Here is a 19,631-nt window from a genome sequence, read left to right as displayed (position 1 = left end):
AGCCGTATTCGGCAGGTTCTTCGAGCCGGACAGGAGGTATCGGCTGCTATCGGGGGGAATCGCAAGGTCACACCCGTCGACGCCGCGGACGCAAATCGCCTGTTCTGCCTGTATGCAGCTAATCCCGGCGCTACAGAACTACCCCAAACCATCACGTAAATGACACGAACGTCCTCTCAGAGGACGTTAAGTCCGTTTCTAGTTGCGTGAGGGCCGGACCGGGATCGGATATTCGGTGTTCTGCTCGCGCGTGAGAACACAAGATGGTGTGCATGACTTTGGACACCCCCGTACTGCACACCGCTCGCCTGCGACTTCGGCCCTTCACCGACGCTGATGCGGCCCTTCTCTTCGCGCTGCACAGCAGCACCTACGTGATGCGCTACTGGGACTCCCCGCCATGGACCGAACCTGCCCGCGCCGAGCGTTTCATCGCGATGTGCCGGAAGATGGCGGACGAAGGTACCGGGGCGCGGGTGGCCATCGACCGTGCTTCTGACGGGGCCTTCGTCGGCTGGTGTGGTCTGACCAAATGGGACGAGGACTACCGCAGCGCGTCGTTGGGCTACGTCCTCGACGATGCGATGTGGGGCCACGGTTACGCGACGGAGGCCGCGCACGCCGTGCTGGAGTGGGCATTCGACACGCTGGACCTGAATCGAGTTCAGGCCGAGGCCGATACGCGCAACGCGGCATCTGCCCGGGTCCTGGAGAAGATCGGGTTCGTGCGTGAAGGGACGTTGCGGGAGGACTGCGTGGTGAACGGCGAGGTCTCCGACTCGTGGGTGTTCGGTTTGCTCAGGCGAGAGTGGCGGCCGACGGCCGTGACGATTCCAGCCCGTGAAGTGCGGCGTTAAGTCCTTTTCTGGTAGCGGCCTCGTCCGGGTTGGGTGAGGAAGCCTTGGCGTGTGAGGCGTCCGAGGCGGCTGCGGGTGATGTTGACGGTCGCCTCGTCGGTGAGCATGCCGAGGAGTTCGTGCAGCTCACGGGCTCTGAATGCCTGGCCGGGGTGCTGGTTGAAGGCGTTCACGATGGCCTGGTAGGCGGTGTTCGTCTCGGGTGGGTCGGCCTCGGTCCCGGCCGGGGCGAGTTCGGCGATGACCTTCCGGGTGGTGGCCAGGTCCGCGAGTCGGGCCTCGGTCTCGGCCAGAGTGGCGGTCAAGTGCTCGATCCGGTCGCGTAGTTCACCGGCCCGGGCCGTGGTCTCGTCGTGCTGGGCCTGGAGGTCCGCCAGGAGCTCGATGACGTTCACGCGGCCAGCCCGAGACTGTCGCGCCAGGCAGGACTCGGTGTGGTGAGGCGGCGGGCCATGTTCGCGATGGACGCCCAGTAGACGCGCGAGGCGGAGGTGTCGGGCCGGTGGTCGTACTCGCGGGTCAGGCGCCGGTGGAGCATCAACGTGCCGTTGACCTGCTCCACAATCCACCGCTTGGGCTGCGGGACGAAGCCCTTGCCCTGGTCGTCCGGGTTGCGGCGGACGACCTGGACGTCGATGTCCAGCAGGGCGCCGTGGATGAGCACTTCGTCCTTGAAGCCCTGGTCCACCAGGGCCTTCTCCAGGCGCATCCCACATTGCTCGGCCGCCTGGTCGAGCAGGGCGGTGCCGGCGGCATTGTCGTGGGCGGAGGCGGCCAGCACGACGACGCCGATGATCAGCCCCAGTACGTCGACGGCCAGTCCCCGCTTGCGGCCCGACACCTTCTTGTTGGCGTCCAGTCCCGTCGTGGTCTTCGGGACGCCCGCGGCCGCGCGGACAGACTGGGTGTCGATGATCACGAGGGACGGGTCCTAATCGCCGGGCCTTCTCCCGCACCTGGCAGCGCAGGAGTCCCTGGATCCGCTGGTCGAGCCCCTCCTCGCGCCACAACGTGAAGTAGTAGAAAACCGCCGACCAGGCCGGGAAGTCATGGGGCAGATAGCGCCACTGGCAGCCCGTCCGGTTCTGATAGAAGATCGCATTCACGACCTCCCTCGGATCGCAGGCCCCGGGATCCCCGGTCGCCGACCGCGCCACCCGGTCCTGCTTCCAGGCCGTGATCATCGGCTCGATCAACGCCCACTGCTTGTTCGCTAAGTCGCTCGGGTACGGCTCTCGCTCCATGCCTCGCATCTCAACATGGACATGCCTAGCAGGCGGCCTGCGCGACGATCAGTACCACGATCGAGCGATCACGAACTGAGGAAGATCGGACTTAACGACCTCTCAGGAGTGAAGTCACACCTCGGACGCGTTGCGGCCGAGCCCGCTCACACCAACTGACCGACCATGACGAACAGAAGCTCCAGCAGATCGGGGGCCGCACTGGGCTCCTGGAGCAAGCGTTTCAATCACCCCTTCCGGCCCTCAGGTCCGCGCTGGTCCGTTGACGAAACTGCGGGAATCGCTCTGCCTTCGGATCCAGCACGTCGATGAGGTTGATGAGTTTCTGCTGGAGCTCTGCGAGGCGGGGTGCAGCCTGCGCGGTGTCCTCAGCGAGCCGGTCGATGTCCTCGAGGAGCGGAGTGAACCACCGGCGGAACACGTCATCAGCCTCGAGCTTCTCGCAGAACTCGGCGTAGCCCAGGCACTTGCGACGGCCTGGCTCTCCATGCGGGTGCACCATCAGTTCTCCGATGGCCCGTTGCTCGGCGCGCCAGAGACGCAGTATGTCGTCGCCCGCAGAAACAGTTCGGTTCAGAGCGGTGCTGATGGACGAGATGATCTCTACGGCGTTCCGATTGGCCCGTGACTGTCCGAGGTCGAGGAACTGGATGTCCTGCCGGAGAATCTCCACCCACCCCAGGTACTCGGCGAGCACGAACACAGTGCTCCGGCGCACGAACTCCCGCTGCTTCGGCGTGCCTTGCACATGGAAGGAACTCACGAATCCGTGATGCGGGCCCTGCGAGCGATCGGTCTCATGGCCGCGCAGGATGTTGTACAACCTGGACTGCAGGTCGTATGCGGCCCAGGCCAGCGAGGCCCCGTAGGAGTCCATCAGGTTTCGCTGTTCGACAAGACGCAGGCGTCGCTGCGTCCAGTAGCCGAGCACCGCCGTCGTGGCAGCGCCGGCCAGCGCCACGAGCGCGGACACCAACGTCAGTACATCCACTGCACCGCTCCCTGAGTGCTCGCGGGCCGTCCCCCGTCCGCGCGCCGCCGACCGGGTCGGGAACGCGGGCATCGAGCCTACCGTCAGCCCCTTCCGCACCTGCCCGGAACCGGCATCAACATCCAGTGGTGGTTCTGCCCGACGTCGATGCCACCCCAGATCACGTTGTGCCGTTGCGTCATGCCCAACTCCTCTTTACGCCAAGACTCGTGCCGCTGTTCGAGAATCCCGCCGTCAGCTCCATAGACAGCGACCAGAACGCACATCTCAATCAGCAGGCCAGGACTCCCACCGACGCCGAGCGGCCACTCTTCTCGAGCCACGCACAACAAGCGTCCATGAGCCACACCCGGCCTGGTTGACCAGCACAGAGTCTTTCCCGACTGTGCTTGACAGCCAACACCCCATGGAGCGTCCATGGTCGAACCGGCCCACTGCCGAGCGGTTCACCATCGGTGAACCCTCCGGCATCGGACCGGCTCCGATCGGGATCTCCGCGCAGCGCACGCACCCGATCGGACACCGCGGTGCCGCACGCACCGCACCCCGGCCGGGGACCTCACCCAACCCATATCGAATTGCCGGAAGTTGAGGCCCCACCATGTCCGACACCCAAACCCCCACCACCGCCTCGGTACACGTACTGCACCCCGCCCCGACGCACGCACCCGAGCCACTGCCCTCACTGAGCGGCGCACCCGCCGCCGTCCACGCCGAACTGGCGGCCCACCCCGACGGAGCCACCACCGCCGAACTCTCCCTCGCTGCTGGGCTGGGCCGCTCCACCACCGGCAAGGCCCTGGCCGTCCTGGAGGAAGCCGGGCTGGCGGAGCGCAAGCGGGGCGGCCACTCAGGCACCGGACGCACTCCCGACCGCTGGCACCCGGCCGCCACCACCCACGAATCCGCAGTTGATGCCCCCGCGCCCCACGACGAGAGCATCGATCTGGAATTCGTTCCGGCCGAGAACTCCACGCACTCGACCAACTCTGCTGCCCTCGGGGCGCTTTCAGTTTCGAAGGTGGACGGCGACGCCCGCGAGTGCGAGCCCGTGAGCGATGACGCTCACGAGGGCAGCGCCGCACAGCCCGGCAAGGAGGCATCTGCGGCCGAGCCGCTGGCGCCGACGACGACCGGTCGTGCCCCTGTTCCGCCCGCCGAAGCGGACGGCAAGCGACGGCTGGCGCCCGGCGGGCTACGCCAGATGGTGATCGAGCACCTGCAGACCCACCCGGAAGAGGCGTTCACCGCCACCCGGATCAGCCGCATCATCGAGAAGTCCTCGGGCGCCATCGCCAACGCCCTGGTCACACTGACCAAGCAGCACATCGCCGAACAGGTCAGCGACAGGCCGCGCACCTATCGACTCGCCCGTCCCGCCGCACCCACCACCAACTCCGACGCCTAACGGATCACAAGACTCGTTGGGGCGGGGCCTTGGGCCCCGCCCCAACGAACTCCTGCGTGTGCACGACCTGTTTAAACGTCATCTCATTTGGCGGTATCGACCTATCGGTGCAGGTGGGCCAGTGCCTCGTCGATCACTGGGTAGGGACGTTCGCCCGGCAGGAGTCGCCGGGCGACGTCCAGCTCTCCGGCTCGTACATGGGCGTGGATCATGCGGGCCAGCGGTGTGACATCGGTTATGGAGACGATCCACTCGTCGGCATAGAGATGTGCGGCTTCGCCGGTGAGACCGAGTTGTAGGGATCGGTGCGGAAGCGGCTGAAGGTACAGGTCGCGTTCGGGGTCCCATTGCACCCGGGCGGGGGCTCGCTTCAGCTGGCGCTTCCACGTGGCGCGGTCGGTGTGGAGGCCATGCTCGTAGTGGGACAGGCAGGCGTGTCGCAGTGCCCACTCGAAACCCTCCCGGGTGATCTCGACTGCGAGGACACTCTCCTGGCCTTCATTGCTGCCCCACCCGCAGCGGTACATCATCCACAGGAACGACGGCTTGATCCACGTCATCCGGTCCCGCTGCCACTCCGTTGGGAAACGGCCGCCCCGGGCGGCCGCCAGACCGATCACCGGCGAGTACGCCTGGTAGACGGTGATCGTGCGATCCGTGTGCAGGGCTCGGATCCGGTGCTTGGGTTCTGTCACTGGACCAGGTTGATCACACGTCTTCGCGCACGCCATCGAATTACCGCGACGGGAGGCCACCGAGTCTGCGGCAGCAGATGAGGGGGCAGGCGAGGAAGTGGTCGGCCTTCCGTTCGTCGCGGCGGTGGGGTCTGCGGCAGCCGGCAGCCAGGCCATGGCGCGTTCGACGGTCCAGCGGTGCGGCCGAGTCGCTGCGAGGTTTCGACGCCTTTGCGGGCGATGCGGTGCCGGCTGTCGCGACGAGACAGCCATTTCCGCAGGTGACCGTAGTCGTAACTCTTGTCGGCGTGGAGCTTGGCGGGCCTGCGCCGACGAGGACCGTGGCGGGACCGGCCGAGCCCCCCGCCCTGATCACCAGCCCAGGACCCACGCCAACCAGTGGCACCAGCGACTCTACGACCGCGCCGTGCTTGAAAGACTCTTCCCGGAGCCTTGACGGCATAACAACGTGAGGTGTCAGCCTTCATGCGTGTACAGCGGGAAGATCACCCCGGCGGGAGGCCTGTTCGCCCCGCACCATCCATGGTCATTTGAGATACGGCTTCTTAGCTCACCGCCTGCTTCACCAGCGCACCGATCCGAGCCTCCGCCTCGGCCGTCACCTCGGTCAGGGCAAAACCGGCCGCCCACATAGTGCCCTCGTCCAGCTTCGCCTGGTCGCTGAACCCGAGCGTCGCGTAGCGCTCCTTGAACTTCTCTGCGCTCTGGAAGAAGCACACCACCTTGCCGTCCAGCACGTAGGCGGGCATCCCGTACCAGAGCTTCGGTGCGAGGGTCGGGGCGCTGGCGGTGATGACGGCATGGACGCGCTCAGCCATGACCCGGTCGGAGTCCTGCATCTCGGCGATCTTCGCGAGTACGTCCCGCTTCGCCTCCGCCGCCTCGTCCGCACGCGAGCTGCGGCGCGCAGCCGTCTTCAACTCGCGGGCACGGTCTTTCATTGCGGCTCGTTCCTCGGCCGTAAATCCCTCGTGCGCGCTGAGTTCGGTGCTGCTCATAGGAGATCTCCCTGCGAAGGCCAGACGTGCCGGCACTTGGTCGCGCGGGGCGGCATGCCACCCTCTCGCTATCGGCACGGGCCGTGCCGATCGAGTGTGACTATGGCGCGCAGCCCGCGCCATTGTCAACGGCACGCCTCGTGCCGTTAGGGTGGTGGCATGACCAATACGCCCGCCACACCGAGGCGCCGAGGCGCCGCGCGCACCGACGAGCTGCTGCAGGCAACACTCGATCTGGCTGCGGAGGTCGGCTACGCGGGTCTGAGCATCGAGGCGGTCGGCCGACGGGCCGGGGTCGGAAAACACACGATCTACCGACGCTGGCCGTCCATGCCCGCATTGCTGCTCGACGCGCTCAGCCGCGTGTGGACCAGCGACCTGGACTACCGCGACATCGGGAATGTGCGTGCGGATCTGCGTGAGCAGTTCCTCCGCTCGGGCCGCGCCCTCTCCGGCCCACCGATCGGCCCCGTCTACCGCGCCGTCATCGCCGAGGCTCAGGCCGACTCCCGGCTGCGCGCGACGTTGCACGAGCGGTTCCTGGCCACCGTGGAGCAGAGCACACTCGATCGAATCGTCCGTGCCCAGCGCGCCGGTGAACTGATCGCGGAAGCGAATTTGGAGTTCGCCGCCGAGGTGCTGTGCGGCACGCTGTACTACCGCAGCCTGCTGTCGACCCGCCCCATCGACGAGGAGGCGGTCGACGGATTGCTGGATATGTTCATGGCCGCCTACGGAACCGGCCGGGAAGCCTCGACCGCGTAAATCGGTCCCGCCCCCATCTGAAGGTCGGACAGGTCGCAGCCGTACAACACCGTCCCCGCGCAAGGCGGGCACGCGTGTTCCACCGCAAGGCCACTCAACCAGGACCCTCCTTCGACCTGCACACCCCATGAGCGGTAGAGATACAGCTACTCAAGCGGTGTCGCTGGATAACGTGTCGGCCGTGAGTGATGACATACGGCATGCGCAAGCCATGGAGGAACGCCAGGTCGCTGACGCCTGGCGCCGTATCCAGTCAGTCGTGGCTGCATCAGCACGCTCCGGCGACCACGGACAAGCTCCTTCCCGGAGCGTCCGATGCAGAGATCGATGCCCTGCAGCAGGAACTGGGCGTGCGTATCCCGGCGGGGCTCAGGGCCTTGTGGCGCCACTGTTCGGGAGTGCTGCCCGGCCCGTGGGTGCGGTTCTTGTTGGGTAACTGGGCGCCGATGAAGTTCGATTCGGTGATCCGAAAGTACCGGAGCATGCTGGAGATGCAGCAGCATGAGGACGAGTTGAATAACCGTCGCAGTGAGCCAGGTGAGGAGTTTCTGCTGTGGCGCGCTTCGTGGGTCCCGTTCTGCTCAGACACAGATCGCCTCTTCGGCCTCTGTCTGGATGCGGAAACCGGGAAGCTGTGGTCGTGGAGCAAGTACGCCGAGCGGGCTGTGGAGTTCGAGTCACTGTCGTGCTACTTGGAGGAGATGGCCGACGTCCTCGAAGTGCCGTCCTTGGCCACCGGCGCGAAGCCAGGGTTGATCGACGGAGCGCTGACGTGGGGTACACCCACTGATCCTGATGAGCGGGCATTGTGGCGGCCGCTTGCCAGGTGAGACATGCGGGGCAAAGCCCACGAACCGGCGCTACCGCGTAGTGCGCGTGACAATCACCGGCTATCTGACCGCCCCGACCAGCACCGCGACCCACGCCCCGAGGGCCAGGAACGGGCCATACGCGAACGCCACCGCGCCCTGGGCGGCACGGCGCATCCGCACCACCAGCACGTACCCCACACCCAGCAGTGGCGCCGTCAACGCCCCGACCACGAAGGGGTGCCAGCCATACCAGCCCGCGATGGCGCCGGTCGTCAGCGCGGTCTTCACATCACCGAACCCGATCCCGTCCGGCACGGCCAGAAACAGCAGGAAGTAGCTGCCCGCCAACAGGGCACCGCCCAGTATGGCGGCACCGAACGAGCCACCAGTCCGCGGGAGTTGGGAGGCCAGCGCGAGGCCGGCAACGACCAGGGCCGCCAACGGCAACGTGATCACGTCGGGCAGCCTGCGCACCGCCAGATCGACGCACGCCAGCACGACGAGTAGCCAAGCGACCACCAGCCAGAGCACCAACTCCGGGCGCCAGCCGACCGTGTATGCCGTACTGGCACACACCCCGCACAACACCGCGCCGCTCCCCAGGCCATAGCCCGGCCCCCGCCGTGCAGGCGACTGCGCAGAGCTGGATCCGCCGGTGGCGAAGTCCACCGCCCTGGGCGCCGCTAGCCCGGCGATGAGGCTGTACACGCCTGCCAGGATCACGAGCATGCCGACCTCCGCTTCCCAGTCACCGGCGAGGTGCACCGCAGGCCGATTACCGACGCTTCACCCTGCTCGTCCACGCTGCACCCCCGACCGGTCAGGGTCGGACTCGCCGCGCTCCACGTGGCCCTGTTCCGTCGCGTCTCTTTGAGGTGGTTCCGGCAGGGCCAGTTCGATGACCGGGCGCACCGAAAGCGTGGTGGTCACGTCGTCGAGCAGCCGCACGAGCGCCTTTACAGCGAGGCCGTCCAGGACGGAGAGATGGCGCAGCAGGTCCGGGTCCGTCAGCCGCGTCGGCCCGTCGGGATCCGCATGCCGCAGCAGGAGGGCCGCCGCCTCGCGGACGATCCACGACGCCGGCGCCTGCAGTGGGTCGGCGTCATCGAAACTGTCAGCAGCTTGTGCCAGGACAGCGGCGAGTCCTCCGTGGGCATCGTCTTCGTTTGCTTGGAGGAGGCGCCGGGTCGCGAGGAGCAGTCGGCGGACGTCGCGTCGGTACGGTCGGTGAACGGCGGAGTGCGGCATCCCGGCCTCCGTGCGCAGCAGTGGTGTTGGCATGGCATGGCCAGGGGGCGGCACGCGTGGCGTCGGCGAGGGTACGAACGCCGAGGCAGGTTCGTTTCCGGGACGCGCTGGCGGGGCGGTACGCAGGATCAGTTGTCCGCTCCTTCCTGTCCTTCATGTGCGGCCCCGGCGGGACGAGAACACCGCGGAGGGACGACTCACTGCGATTGTGTCCACGCCGCCCGGCCGCCGACCGCTGCCGTCAGCGCGACCACCACATCGGGTGATCCCAACGGCGCCCGCGGGCGGTTGCCAACTTCAGCCGCACGTCTCTCGGTTGACGGACTTCCCGCCGCGACATCACGGGGCGAACTGCGACGTGGCGTCGGCCTCCGCCGCGCAGCCCGGCCAGACAGTGCGGGGATCCCCTCGGCGTGCGGGCCCTGGGACGGTGCGTTGAGGTGGATGACCGCCGGGCGCCCTCCCATCGGTCGTGACGAGTTGCGCGTGCGGGCGTGTGCGTGGGGCGAGCCGGTGGCTCACCCCACGTAGGTGTCAGATGCCGGTTGAGGGCTCGATAGTGCGGTAGGCGTCCAGGACGCTTTCCAGCTGGCGCAGTTGCTGGCCGAGTCGGGCCGCGTAGAGGGTGGCGGCGTGACCGGGGTGCTGCTGGATCGCGGTGATCTCTGCGTTCTCGATGTACCCGCCCCGAGCTGCAAGGGCGTCGCGGTATCGGTCGTGGGCATGGGCCGCGTGGCGGCGCAGTTGTGCGTGGAGGCGGTCGGCTTCCTGGGCAGTGGTGCAGATGAGGTCGGCGAGTGCGCCCAGTGCGGTGTGCTGGTGGCGGCGGTGCTGGATGAGCCTCCGGTAGCCGTGCGGACCGAGCACGGTGTGCAGGAGGGCACTGCCCGGACCCGAGGGTGACTCACTCTCGATGCCAGGGGTTGGCGGTGAACTGGGGCGCGGGGCAGGGCCTTTACTGCGGGCGGCGGTGCCCTTGATGCTACTGGTGGGGTGTTCGGTCATGGCGGCCTCCGTGGCGGGGTGAAGGCAGGCTGGTGTGCATTGGTGCGGTGGCGCAGGGCTGGGTGGGCACGACCAGCCCTTCACGGGACGTTCAGCGCGCGAATTCACTCGCGGGGGCCGCTGGCCGGGCTGGGCTGCGTTCCTGGGGCCTGCTGCCACAGGTGTAGGTATGCCTCCGCCTGCTGCCACCAGGTGGCCAGCCTCGGCCCCGGGCGGACGGTGCCGTTGGTGTGGTTGAGCATGACGACCTCGAAGGGGTCGCCATCCTGGTCGAAGTTGAGGCGGGTGCGGTCCAGTTCGCCGTGTTCGTGGTGCAGGGCGTGGAGGGTGAGGGCGATCGCGGTCTTGGTGCGGTCGGTCCGCAAGATCGCGGCGCTGATGACGAGTTGGGGATTCGTCGGGGAACCCGGGGCGTAGAGGGCGTCACCGATGAGGTGCCAGTCCGTTGCGGAGTCGGCGCGCGTGGCGTTGAGGATCATGGTGAGGATGTCTCGGTCGGTGACGCGCATGGCGGTGTCTCTCCTTGTGTCCTGGACCGGTGATGTGCGGCGGGCCGGAGTCGGTGTGGTGTGTTCGTGGGTCCGGGTGGCGGGCGCGGTGTGTGGTGCCGCGCCCGCCGTGGGGTGTGTCAGGTGCAGGGGCCGAAGCGGCAGGTGTTGGTGTGTGCGGGGTCGTCGTCGAAGGTGGCCGGAAGGGCGTTCTGGCGGTCGCAGTCTTCGCGGGTGAGGGTGCGGGTGAGGTGGGTGCCGAGGTCGGCGAGGTGGCGGATCTCGGCGAGCGGGACCGGGGCGGCGCATTCGGGGCAGGGGCCGAGGAGTTCGAAGGCGTCCTCGTCGTAGAGAGGGAAGCGGGCCAAGAAGGTGTACGTGTCGCCGGACTCGGGGCAGGTGGCGGTCGCGAGGACCGGCTCGCCGATCGTGGTGCGGCGGCGCAGGTGGTCGGGGGTGGTGGTGATCTGGTCGAGGGGTAGGCCGAGGGCGGCGGCGAGGCGGACGGCGGTGCGGGCGTGCTCGGCGCCCCGGTACTGGCCGTGGGGGCTGAGGGCGGTGTGGTGGCGGATGTAGACGGCGGCGGCCTGGGCGCGTTCGGCGATGCTGGTCATGACGTGTTCTCCGTTCGGTGCGGTGCAGGTTGGTGTGTTGTTCGGTTGGGGGTGGGGCCCGGCGGGGCGTGGTGTGTCCCGCCGGGTGTGGGTGTGTCAGGTGTGGGTGGTGGCGAGGGCGGCCTGGGCGGCGGTACTGATCTGGGCGGCGGCCTGGGCGGGGTCGGTGAGTTGGAGGAGGGTGGTGCCAGGGCAGGGGGTGGGGTCGGGTTCGAAGGCGAGCCACAGGGCCGCGCAGCCGCTGGCGCGCAGGGCCTGGATGCGGGTGGTGGCGGCGGTGTGTTCGTCTTCGGCGTAGGCGCCGTCGGAGGCGATGACCACCAGGCGTCCGGCGCCCGGGCGGCTGAGGCCGAGGGCGGCGTCCAGGGCGTCGAGGGCTTCGGCGAGGTTGTGGCCGAAGCCGTTCGCGTGGAAGCGCGGCACCTGGGCCGGGGTGCGGCCCGGTGCGGTGATCGCGGTCAGGCAGCAGTCGTACGCGATGGTCGCGGCGCGCGAGTCGGGGTCGCTCAGGGAGGTGGCGCGGGCCACGATCCAGGCGGCCGAGGCGATCGGTCCTTCGGCCTCGCCCATGGAGCCGGAAACGTCGACCGCGATGCCGACCCGCAGCGGCGGGGTCGGGGTGTGGTGGTGCACGGTGCGGGTGAACGGGGTCGCGGTCGGGGTGGCCCCGGCCGCCCGCTGGGCATCGCGGGCCAGGGCCTGACGCATGTTCAGCCGTCCCGGCGGGGCCTGCGAGGCCACCGTCGTCTGGGTGCGTTCACGGTAGGAAGCGGCCCGCAGGCCCCGGGCCAGACGCCCTGCTGCCGCCTTCTCTTGGGTGGTGGGGGTGCGGGTGCCGCGCAGCGGGGACCAGGCGGGCCCGTCGGGGTCGTGCGGGTCGAAGGGGCGGGCGCCGGGGGCGAAGATCTTCTTGGCCAACGCGGCCGAGGTGCGGGCGTGTTCGGCCTGGGACGTGCGGGCTTGGGTGCGGGCGCGCTGGGCGGCGCTCGCCTGCTCACGGGCCTGGGTGGCGGCGTGTTCGGTGGCGTGTACGGCGTCGACGGACTGGCTGATCGCTTCGGCGAGTTCGGTGTCCGGGGCAGCTTGCAATGGTGGGGTGGGGGCGGGCCGGTCGGGGTCGGCGGTCAGGGCCTGGCACCAGGCGCGGCCGTGGGCGAGCATCGCCTGTTCGTCGTCGTCGGCCGTAGTGTGTGCGGCACTCCAGATGTCGGCGAGGGTGGCCAGGAGGTCGCGGCCGAGGCGGGCGGTGAGGAGGTGGGCGACCGGGTCGGTCTCCGCCTCATCGAGGATGCCTGCGTCGCGGCGGGCGAGGAGGAGACCAGCGGCGTGCGCGGCCTGCCACACATCACCTGCGGCCGGGGCCTGGGTGGTGAACTCATCCAGGATCAGGGCGTGGACGGCGGCGCGCAGCCAGCGTCGGTCATGCGGGCGGCGCCTGAGGTGGGCGGCCTCGGCGCGGGATTCCTCCAGCAGGGCGGAGGCGGCGCCCAGGGCGGTGCCGCGCAGTTCGGGTGGGGTGGACCAGTGGGAGTGGGCGGCGTGGGCGGCCTCGTGGACGAAGGCACCCCAGGCGGCCGGGTAGTTCTCCTCGTCGCCGGGTTCGAGGGGGTCGATGGTGTGTGCGGGGTGCGGGGCGAAGAGGGCGGCGTCGATCTCCAGGGCGGCCAGGGTGGGCATGAAGGCGGCCGGGGCGCCGGAGCGGGTGCCCGGTTCGCAGGTGACGATCACGTCGTCGCGGTCGGCGAGTTCGGGCAGCCGCTCGGTCAGCGCGGCCGAGATCCGCAGCCAGTGCCCGGCCTGCGGGCCGCGCCGGGGCAGGGCGGCGGGGCCGCCGTCGTCCTCCCAGCAGGCAGCGGCCAGTTCGTCGTCGGTCACGGCGGGCGGGGTGTGCTGGAGGTGACTGTTCAGGAGCGTCGTCGATGCGGGCATGGCGTGTCATTCCCTTCCAGGGGAGGCGAGTTCGGGGTGCGCAGGGGCCGGGCGGTGTGAGGGGTGCCCGGCCCGGCCGGGGGCGATCAGAGTTGGCGGCCCAGGGCGAGGGCGGTGATGGGGCGGCCGATGGCCTTGGTGACGATCTCGGCGACCGTGTCCCGGTCCTCGAGGGGTGCGATGCCGACCAGGTTGGCGAAGGCGACGTCCGCGCCGAGTACGTCGGCGATCTTCTGGAAGGCGATCAGTTCGCGTAGTTGCGGGGCCCAGCCGAGTTCGCCGCCCGCCTGCCGGGTGGCGATGTTGCGGGCGATCCGTACCGCCGTCGCGTTGATCTTCAGGGCTTTGGCGAGGTCGTAGTCGGAGGCCACCTGGATCTGCATGCTGAACCGTGAGGCGAGCGCCTCGGTGAGGACCGCGCCGTGCACGCCGGGGTTGTGTCCGGCGATCACGTAGAAGCCGTCGGCCGCCTCGATCGTCTCGCCCTTGTGCGCCTTGACCTGGATCTGGCGGCGCCCGTCCAGGGCCGGGTAGAGGGCGGCCAGGACCTTCGGGGAGATCAGGGTGGCGTCATCCAGGAGGAGGGCGCGACCCTCCATCATCGCGGCCACCAGGGGTCCGTAGATGAACTCGTAGCCGCCCGCATCGGTTTGGGTGTACTCGCCGACCAGGTCCCCGACCGTGGTGTCCCCGTCGCCCGCCACCGTGATCAGGTCGGGGAAGGCCGCCTCGATCAGGGAGGTCTTGCCCGTGCCCGGCGGCCCGTACAACAACACCGGGACGCTCGCCTCGCGCAGGCGTTGCAGGGCCTCGACATCGGGCAGGTTCTCCAGCGCCCTCGGGTGATACGTCTGCCCGTTCGGGCGGGTGATCGGGGCCGGGCGCCCGCCCGACGCAGGTGCGGGTGCGGGGCGCGGGCGGGGCACCGCCGCCGAGGGCGGGGTGGGGTTGGAGGTCGGCTGGGCGGCGGCCCGGTGGTCGAAGTCGCCTGGTAGGTGCGGGGTTTGTGGCCGACCCGTTCGGCCTCGCCCCGGGTGACCAGCGTCTCGCAGGCGTTGCCGACCGCTCCCCCGGAGTGCCCCAGCTGCTTGGCCAGCTCGGTGACCGTGTAACGGCCCTGCGGGCTCACGGCCAGGATCGCGGCCACCCGGGCCCGTAGTTCACCGGGGCGGGCCTTGCCCGAGGCGGTGGGCAACAGGGCGGCGGTCGAGACGGGTTGAGGCGATGGCGGCGGGGTGGGTGTGGCCATGGCGAAGCCTTCCTCTCACTGGGTAAAGGAGAAATTCGGTGGGGGTTCCTGCCACCCGCCGCGCCGTCGTGGTGGCGGCCGGTTCGGGCATGGGGGTGCCGTGGCACCGGCCTCATGCGGTCTCGGTGCGGGGTCTGGCTCAGGGGGGGGTTGCCGCGCTCGGGCGGCGGTCGAACGGCTGGGGGCAGGGTGGGCCCGCCGGGTGTGCGGCGGGCCCGTGCCGGGCCGGAGGGTCAGCCGTCGAGGTCGGTCAGGGTGACCGTGACGTGCGCGCCGAGCACCGACTCGATGTCGGTCCTGCGGCGGGTGTTGGGGGCGGTGACGCTCACCCGGACTCGATCCAGTGCAACGCGTCCGCCTGCCGCAGCTCGACCGCGTTCACTTTCCGCCCGTCCAACCGAATCACCCCTTTTTCTGAATTCGGCCGCCCGTTCGGAAATTCCCCCCGCCGGGCTGCTTTCGCATTTCCCGTTCCCGCCTTTCGGGAACAATTTAAATATAGCTCGACTCGGGCCCGACCTGAAGCGGGATTCCGGCTTGGTAATGCTGGAATTCTCGTGAATTCACGACCGGAATTCCGGGGAATTCGGGAGGCGGCGACGCTTTGCGTCGTGCGCGGCACGCGGGGCGACCGATTGCCAGGCGGCCTGCGGGCGCCGGCAAACCCGCAATTCGAGCACGCGTCCGAACCACCGGCCCGGCACGGCGGCCCGGCACGGCGGCACCTGCGGCTCCGCCTCGTGCCGCCTCCCAGGCATCCCAGACCTCCTGGGGGCCGACCGGTACAGGAGGAGAAGAGGAAGGAGGAGGAAGAGAGGAGAAGGGGAAGGGGGAAGGGAAAGGAGGTGGAGCGGAAGCCGTAGGGGAAGTGAGCGGAAAGTGAGACACGAAGCGAGAGGCGGAGGGGTGTTGGCAGCAGATCGGGACAGGTTCATCCACCGATATGCAGGCTGGCCCGGCCCGCCGTGGCAGACCGCGCCGTGACCAGCCCGTACGTGCACCGCAGGGTGCTCCTGTGCAAGCAGGACGCCGGGTTCGAGCCCCATGGAAGGACGACGGACTCGACGTACTGCAGGACTTCGACTCTCAACGGGTCGGCAAGGTCCACTGATCCGAACTCAATCAACGCAGGACCACCCAGCACCCCGGCGTCGGGCCGGCGCGAAGACGAGCCCTTCGCCGGTGTTTGCCACGCCATCTGACCCTGGAGCTCGGCGGGCACCGGCGGCATCCCACACGCCTATTGGCTGGACGCCATGAACCACGCCCGCTCCACATACGTGTGGGTCGACCGCGGAAGGGATGGGAACCGGGGTTGAGTGGTGGGCTGAGCCGGGCCCTCAAGGGCTTCAACAAGGCGCACTCATGCGGAATGCGGACGCGATCTTCCTTGCCGACCCTTGAACCTTCGACCTTGAACGATCGAGCAACTGCCGCCTAAAGCGTGTCCCGTATGGGGTGAGCTTTAGGGCGACGCGGCCAGCGGGTCCGAAGCGGGCGATGGCGCGGAGGTGGGACGGAGGCCCTCCAGCGCGCGTTCGACCAGTGCGGCGCTGTCAGCGGTGGTGAGCGGATCGGTGCCCAGAAGGAGCCGGTAGTACAGCGGGGCGTAGAGCATCTCCGTCATGGCGCGCGTGGGCACGTCGTTGCGCAGCTGTCCGGCGGCAACGGCCTTGGCCAAGCGGTCCTGGCAGGCCCGGATGCGGGGTTCGACGACGGTGTCGCGGAAGCTGGCCGCGACCGACCGGTCGCCCTGGCCTTCGGCGATCACGCCTTGGAACGCGGTCCCCACATCACTGTTGAACAGGGCGATCACCTCGTTGATCTGGTGGACGAGGTCGCCGGCGATGTTGCCGGTGTCGGGGAAGTCCAGTACGTGGCCGATCCGGTCGTTGATGGCGTCCAGGGCCAGGGCGCCCTTGGAGGGCCACCACCGGTAGATGGTCGGTTTGCCGACTTTGGCGGCGGACGCGATGGCTTCGATGGTCACCTTCGCGTACCCGTTCCGGGCGATCAGCTTGAAGGTCGCATCGAGGATCGCCCGATGCGAGCGCTGGTTGCGCCGGGTCGGGTCGGGGGGGCGGCTGGCTTCTGGCGTCATGGCGCCATGGTACGCGATCGCTTGACGTGACGTTACGTATCGTGTTGACAGGTTGATGCAGGTGGCATCAGACTTCCGTGCCATGACGAAACGGCGCGTTACGTCAGGGCACTGGAGACTGAGACCTCGCCGGGCACCCACGTTCCGCCGACGTCACGCGGGACACCCTGGCGTGGCGGCCGGGTGGGACTGCTCATGCGGCGCTGGAGGCTGCACGGCAGGTGTCTGTGGTCCTTGGCGACGCGGTTGGGAGGTCGCCGACGCCATCGCATACGTCGTGGCGCTGCCATCCCACGTCAACGTGCCCCAGATGTCGGTGACTCCACTCACCCAGTGAGCCTGCTCCGGCGGCGGTCTCGGGGCGCACCCGCACGACTCACCACACAGGACTCCCATAGTCCCCGAACAACCATCGGAGTACGCAGTGACACTTCACGACACCGGACCAGAGCCAGGAGCCCCAGAGACTGGCGTGCCGGAAAACCGACGCCGGTGGGCGCTCGTCCTGCTCGCCGGGGCGCTGGCTCTGGACGTCAGCGGAGTCGCGGTCATCAACGCCGCGTTGCCCTCCATCGGCGATGAGTACAACATCGTAGGCACCACGCTGCAGTGGACCATGACGGCCTATGCCATCGCTTTCGCCGGTTTCCTCCTGTTCGGAGGCCGGGTCGCCGACGTCCTGGGCCGAAGGAAGATCTTCGCAGTGGGCATCGGGCTCTTCGCCCTGGCCTCGCTCGGCGCCGCGCTCGCTCCGAACGTCGGGGTGCTGATCGCAGCTCGCGCGCTCCAGGGGATCGGCGCGGCCCTGTCAGGCCCCGCATCGCTCGCCCTCCTGAGCCAGATCTTCCCAGAAGGACCCCAGCGGCACCGTGCGCTGGCCGTCTACGCGGCGACCGGCGCATCGAGCTTCAGCGCCGGGCTCGTCGCCGGCGGGGTCCTCACCGACCTCCTTGGCTGGCGCTCGGTGTTCGCCTTCAGCGTCATCGTCGGCGTACTGATCCTGGCGGGGGTCCGGGCGCTGCTTCCCGCAGGCCGACGACAGCCGCATTCACTGGACATCCCAGGCGCGGTCCTGGTGACACTGAGCATCGGCCTGGTCGTGTACGGCGTGAGTGAGGGCAGCGAAGCCGGCTGGGGATCAGTCCAAGTCCTGGTCTCCCTCGTGCTGGCCCTGATCGGACTCGCGAGCTTCGTCGCATGGGAGAAGGGGCGCACCGAGCCGCTCCTGCCGCTGAGTATCTTCCACAGCAGGCCAGTGAGGGCCGCCTCGCTGACCGGTGCCGTCTTCTACACCGGCGTCAGCGGTCTGCTCTTCTTCTCACCCCTGTACATGCAAGGGATGCTGGGCTATTCGGCGTTCGAGTCGTCCCTGGCGGTTGTCCCGATGGGCATCGTCGTGATCATCAGCTCGCAGATTGCCGGACGCTTCATGTCGCCCGCCGCCTACAAGCCCCTCATGACCGCCAGCCTGCTCCTCATCGGCACCGGCATCGCCCTGTGGGTGGGCACGCCCGAGAACGGCTCGTACTGGACGCACATGCTGCCCGGCATCGTCGTCATGAGCATTGGCCAAGGCGTGGGCTTCGGCTCGATGACGGCCGCCACGCTCGAGGGTCTGCCGCACCATCAGCACGGAGTCGCCGGCGCGGTCAATGTGACGGCACAGCAGATCGGCAGCAGCATCGGGGTGGCGATTCTGGTCGCCGTCTCGACCGGCGTAAGCGGCGGCGGAACAAGCCCCGCCGATCAGTTGGCAGGCTTCCACGCCGCGTACTGGGTGGCGGCCGCCATCGGCCTCCTGGGCGCACTGACTGTTCTGCTCACCAAGTTCCCCAGGGCGAGCGCTCTGGCAACGCCCGCCGCTGAGGAGGAAGAGGCCATAACAGTGACGGCCGAACGTACCTGAGTGTCCTCGACGCTGTGTCCCTGCCCTCGCGAGGGCAGGGACACAGCTATTGCGCCACAACTGATCCGCTGCGGACCGATGCCCAGCGGACCGCGGCAACACGCGGACCGAAGTGAGAACGGACGGGTGCTGAGCTTGTTTCTTATGGTTTGCGAGCTTTGAGTTGATTACGTTCGGCGATGCTTTCAGGGCGTCTAGTTGATTTGCCCTCGTCGTAGCGGGTGGCCGGTCGTTGGTTCTTCGAGCCGATTGGGCGTCCTGGGCCGGGTGTGCGGGTTTGGGCGCACGGGCTGGGCTGTGCAGGTGATGGCGGAGGTTCCTGAACCCTCGGCGGACCCGGGCTGGCCATCTGGACGTCGTCCGCGAACTCCTTGATGGCCGAACGGGACTTGGACCTCGCTGAGCACCGGCCCGTAGCGCCGACCGGCACCCGGCTCCCACTTTCGGCACACTCCCTAAAGCGTGTTGCACAAGGCCGTGTTCGGGCAGGTCAGAGCACGTGGGCGCGGTCTTCTGGTCATGATGTGAGGGCGAGGTTGTGCATGTGGGCGACGGCCTGGACGGCGTGATGGAGGCCGTCGCCGTGCTGCCGGCAGTCGCGGAGGATCTTGTAGTTCTTCATCCGGCCGATGACGTGTTCCACTCGGGCGCGGACCGTGCGGTGGGCCGCGTTGTCGTCCTCCTCGCCCGGCAGGAGGGGCCGGCGGGGGCGTTTGCGGTGCGGCACGACCATCCCGCAGTGGAGGTAGGCGCCGTCGCCGAGGACGGTCACACCGTGGCAGTGCTCGGCCAGCCCGGAGGCGCGCCAGGCGTGGGCGTCCGCGGTGGTGCCCGGCACCGGCCGTGCTGTTGCGATCACGAGGCGGGTGTCGGCGTCCACGATGACCTGCACGTTCGCCGAGAACCGGTAGTTGCGCGAGGACGATCCGACGTGCCGGTCCCGGACCGGGATGAGGGTGCCGTCCACGATCCACAACCGGTTCGCCGCGTCGGCCGGGCGGGAGGCGGGCTCCAGTGCCAGCAGCGGACCGAGCCGCTGGATCACCCGGCACACCGTCGACGAGGAGATGCCGAACAACGGGCCCAGCTGCCGCATGGTCAGGTTCGTCCGGTAGTACACCGCGACGATCAGCACCCGCTCGGCCAGCGGCAGACTCCACGGCCGACCCCGCAGAGTGCCGTTACCGCCCCGTTCATGCACCGCCCTCAGCAGCCGCGCAAACTGCATCACTTACAACCCGGTGAACGTCTCTATCCACACCTGCTCGGCCCTCAACACCCCAGCCATACACCCGAGATGCCCAATTCACAGCCTTGTGCA

At 68.7% G+C, this 19,631-nt stretch carries 17 protein-coding genes and 4 pseudogenes; 5 read left to right on the top strand and 16 right to left on the bottom strand.

Translation table 11 applies throughout. The features are described 5' to 3' along the window. Positions 1-272: 272 nt before the first annotated feature. The gene (locus tag OG746_RS37495) at positions 273-857 is read left to right on the top strand and encodes a GNAT family N-acetyltransferase (RefSeq protein WP_266722899.1); all 585 of its coding nucleotides are present in this window, start codon (positions 273-275) and stop codon (positions 855-857) included. On the opposite strand, the gene OG746_RS37490 is transcribed toward OG746_RS37495, so the two are convergent. The 3 genes and pseudogenes from OG746_RS37490 to OG746_RS37480 form a co-directional block, all read right to left on the bottom strand. Continuing rightward, complete coding sequence (locus tag OG746_RS37490; protein WP_266722897.1) at positions 854-1,252, bottom strand: hypothetical protein; 399 nt, start codon at positions 1,250-1,252, stop codon at positions 854-856. The genes OG746_RS37495 and OG746_RS37490 overlap by 4 nt on opposite strands. Next, positions 1,249-2,101: pseudogene (locus tag OG746_RS37485) on the bottom strand (IS5 family transposase). The gene OG746_RS37490 and the pseudogene OG746_RS37485 overlap by 4 nt, the downstream one beginning before the upstream one ends. A 223-nt stretch (positions 2,102-2,324) precedes the next feature. Beyond that, entirely contained in the window at positions 2,325-3,092 is a 768-nt protein-coding gene (locus OG746_RS37480; protein WP_266722895.1) for a hypothetical protein, read from the bottom strand. A 601-nt stretch (positions 3,093-3,693) separates the two neighbouring features. Between OG746_RS37480 and OG746_RS37475 the strand changes: the two genes are divergently transcribed. Beyond that, entirely contained in the window at positions 3,694-4,500 is an 807-nt protein-coding gene (locus OG746_RS37475) for a MarR family transcriptional regulator (protein WP_266722894.1), read from the top strand. A 101-nt stretch (positions 4,501-4,601) separates the two neighbouring features. Here the strand turns inward: OG746_RS37475 and OG746_RS37470 are convergent, their stop codons facing one another. The 3 genes and pseudogenes from OG746_RS37470 to OG746_RS37460 form a co-directional block, all read right to left on the bottom strand. Beyond that, positions 4,602-5,231, bottom strand: a complete 630-nt coding sequence (locus OG746_RS37470) for a DUF4291 domain-containing protein (protein ID WP_266722892.1) — start codon at positions 5,229-5,231, stop codon at positions 4,602-4,604. A 111-nt stretch (positions 5,232-5,342) separates the two neighbouring features. After that, positions 5,343-5,515: pseudogene (locus tag OG746_RS45705) on the bottom strand (IS5/IS1182 family transposase); the annotation flags it as partial. A 225-nt stretch (positions 5,516-5,740) separates the two neighbouring features. Beyond that, on the bottom strand, positions 5,741-6,193 hold the full coding sequence (locus tag OG746_RS37460; RefSeq protein ID WP_266722891.1) for an iron chaperone: 453 nt from the start codon (positions 6,191-6,193) through the stop codon (positions 5,741-5,743). Positions 6,194-6,352: 159 nt separating this feature from the next. Here OG746_RS37460 and OG746_RS37455 point away from each other — a divergent pair, with 159 nt between their 5' ends. Then, positions 6,353-6,958 (top strand): TetR/AcrR family transcriptional regulator, encoded by a 606-nt coding sequence (locus OG746_RS37455; RefSeq protein ID WP_266722890.1) that lies wholly within the window; start codon positions 6,353-6,355, stop codon positions 6,956-6,958. 200 nt (positions 6,959-7,158) lie between these two features. Continuing rightward, positions 7,159-7,788, top strand: coding sequence for an SMI1/KNR4 family protein (locus OG746_RS37450; protein ID WP_266722888.1), 630 nt, complete (start codon positions 7,159-7,161; stop codon positions 7,786-7,788). A 60-nt stretch (positions 7,789-7,848) separates the two neighbouring features. Here OG746_RS37450 and OG746_RS37445 read toward each other — a convergent pair whose 3' ends face one another. The 8 genes and pseudogenes from OG746_RS37445 to OG746_RS37410 all read right to left on the bottom strand — a co-directional run bounded on the left by OG746_RS37445 (position 7,849) and on the right by OG746_RS37410 (position 16,404). Next, the gene (locus tag OG746_RS37445) at positions 7,849-8,499 is read right to left on the bottom strand and encodes a prepilin peptidase (protein ID WP_266722886.1); all 651 of its coding nucleotides are present in this window, start codon (positions 8,497-8,499) and stop codon (positions 7,849-7,851) included. 57 nt (positions 8,500-8,556) lie between these two features. Beyond that, positions 8,557-9,018: a hypothetical protein gene (locus OG746_RS37440; protein WP_266722884.1), complete on the bottom strand. Its 462-nt coding sequence runs from the start codon at positions 9,016-9,018 to the stop codon at positions 8,557-8,559. A 534-nt stretch (positions 9,019-9,552) separates the two neighbouring features. Next, positions 9,553-10,023 carry a hypothetical protein gene (locus OG746_RS37435; protein WP_266722882.1) on the bottom strand — a complete coding sequence of 157 codons (471 nt, stop codon included), beginning with the start codon at positions 10,021-10,023 and terminating at the stop codon, positions 9,553-9,555. Between the two features lie 104 nt (positions 10,024-10,127). Then, positions 10,128-10,532 (bottom strand): hypothetical protein, encoded by a 405-nt coding sequence (locus OG746_RS37430; RefSeq protein WP_266722880.1) that lies wholly within the window; start codon positions 10,530-10,532, stop codon positions 10,128-10,130. A gap of 119 nt (positions 10,533-10,651) precedes the next feature. Further along, positions 10,652-11,125, bottom strand: a complete 474-nt coding sequence (locus OG746_RS37425; protein WP_266722878.1) for a hypothetical protein — start codon at positions 11,123-11,125, stop codon at positions 10,652-10,654. Between the two features lie 96 nt (positions 11,126-11,221). Then, entirely contained in the window at positions 11,222-13,054 is a 1,833-nt protein-coding gene (locus tag OG746_RS37420) for a hypothetical protein (protein WP_266722876.1), read from the bottom strand. A gap of 86 nt (positions 13,055-13,140) precedes the next feature. After that, positions 13,141-14,201 (bottom strand): annotated as a pseudogene (locus tag OG746_RS37415) (AAA family ATPase). A gap of 1,567 nt (positions 14,202-15,768) precedes the next feature. Further along, positions 15,769-16,404 carry a TetR/AcrR family transcriptional regulator gene (locus tag OG746_RS37410; protein ID WP_266722875.1) on the bottom strand — a complete coding sequence of 212 codons (636 nt, stop codon included), beginning with the start codon at positions 16,402-16,404 and terminating at the stop codon, positions 15,769-15,771. Between the two features lie 472 nt (positions 16,405-16,876). Between OG746_RS37410 and OG746_RS37405 the strand changes: the two genes are divergently transcribed. Next, positions 16,877-18,310: an MFS transporter gene (locus OG746_RS37405; RefSeq protein ID WP_266722873.1), complete on the top strand. Its 1,434-nt coding sequence runs from the start codon at positions 16,877-16,879 to the stop codon at positions 18,308-18,310. A 142-nt stretch (positions 18,311-18,452) separates the two neighbouring features. On the opposite strand, the pseudogene OG746_RS37400 reads toward OG746_RS37405, so the two are convergent. Together OG746_RS37400 and OG746_RS37395 are read right to left on the bottom strand one after the other, a co-directional pair. Next, a pseudogene (locus OG746_RS37400) lies at positions 18,453-18,655 on the bottom strand (NF041680 family putative transposase); the annotation flags it as partial. Positions 18,656-18,827: 172 nt separating this feature from the next. Continuing rightward, positions 18,828-19,538 (bottom strand): transposase family protein, encoded by a 711-nt coding sequence (locus OG746_RS37395; RefSeq protein ID WP_266722871.1) that lies wholly within the window; start codon positions 19,536-19,538, stop codon positions 18,828-18,830. Positions 19,539-19,631 lie beyond the last annotated feature (93 nt).

Source organism: Streptomyces sp. NBC_01016 (assembly GCF_026341035.1).
Lineage (GTDB): Bacteria > Actinomycetota > Actinomycetes > Streptomycetales > Streptomycetaceae > Streptomyces.
Note: the sequence above shows the minus strand (reverse complement) of the source record. Positions and strands in the feature narration are given on the sequence as shown.

Coding starts and splice junctions, on each gene's coding strand:
- OG746_RS37495 (WP_266722899.1), top strand. CDS start 273: ATGACTTTGGACACCCCCGTACTGCACACCGCTCGCCTGCGACTTCGG.
- OG746_RS37475 (WP_266722894.1), top strand. CDS start 3,694: ATGTCCGACACCCAAACCCCCACCACCGCCTCGGTACACGTACTGCAC.
- OG746_RS37470 (WP_266722892.1), bottom strand. CDS start 5,231: ATGGCGTGCGCGAAGACGTGTGATCAACCTGGTCCAGTGACAGAACCC.
- OG746_RS37460 (WP_266722891.1), bottom strand. CDS start 6,193: ATGAGCAGCACCGAACTCAGCGCGCACGAGGGATTTACGGCCGAGGAA.
- OG746_RS37455 (WP_266722890.1), top strand. CDS start 6,353: ATGACCAATACGCCCGCCACACCGAGGCGCCGAGGCGCCGCGCGCACC.
- OG746_RS37450 (WP_266722888.1), top strand. CDS start 7,159: ATGCGCAAGCCATGGAGGAACGCCAGGTCGCTGACGCCTGGCGCCGTA.
- OG746_RS37445 (WP_266722886.1), bottom strand. CDS start 8,499: ATGCTCGTGATCCTGGCAGGCGTGTACAGCCTCATCGCCGGGCTAGCG.
- OG746_RS37440 (WP_266722884.1), bottom strand. CDS start 9,018: ATGCCGCACTCCGCCGTTCACCGACCGTACCGACGCGACGTCCGCCGA.
- OG746_RS37435 (WP_266722882.1), bottom strand. CDS start 10,023: ATGACCGAACACCCCACCAGTAGCATCAAGGGCACCGCCGCCCGCAGT.
- OG746_RS37430 (WP_266722880.1), bottom strand. CDS start 10,532: ATGCGCGTCACCGACCGAGACATCCTCACCATGATCCTCAACGCCACG.
- OG746_RS37425 (WP_266722878.1), bottom strand. CDS start 11,125: ATGACCAGCATCGCCGAACGCGCCCAGGCCGCCGCCGTCTACATCCGC.
- OG746_RS37420 (WP_266722876.1), bottom strand. CDS start 13,054: ATGCCCGCATCGACGACGCTCCTGAACAGTCACCTCCAGCACACCCCG.
- OG746_RS37410 (WP_266722875.1), bottom strand. CDS start 16,404: ATGACGCCAGAAGCCAGCCGCCCCCCCGACCCGACCCGGCGCAACCAG.
- OG746_RS37395 (WP_266722871.1), bottom strand. CDS start 19,538: ATGCAGTTTGCGCGGCTGCTGAGGGCGGTGCATGAACGGGGCGGTAAC.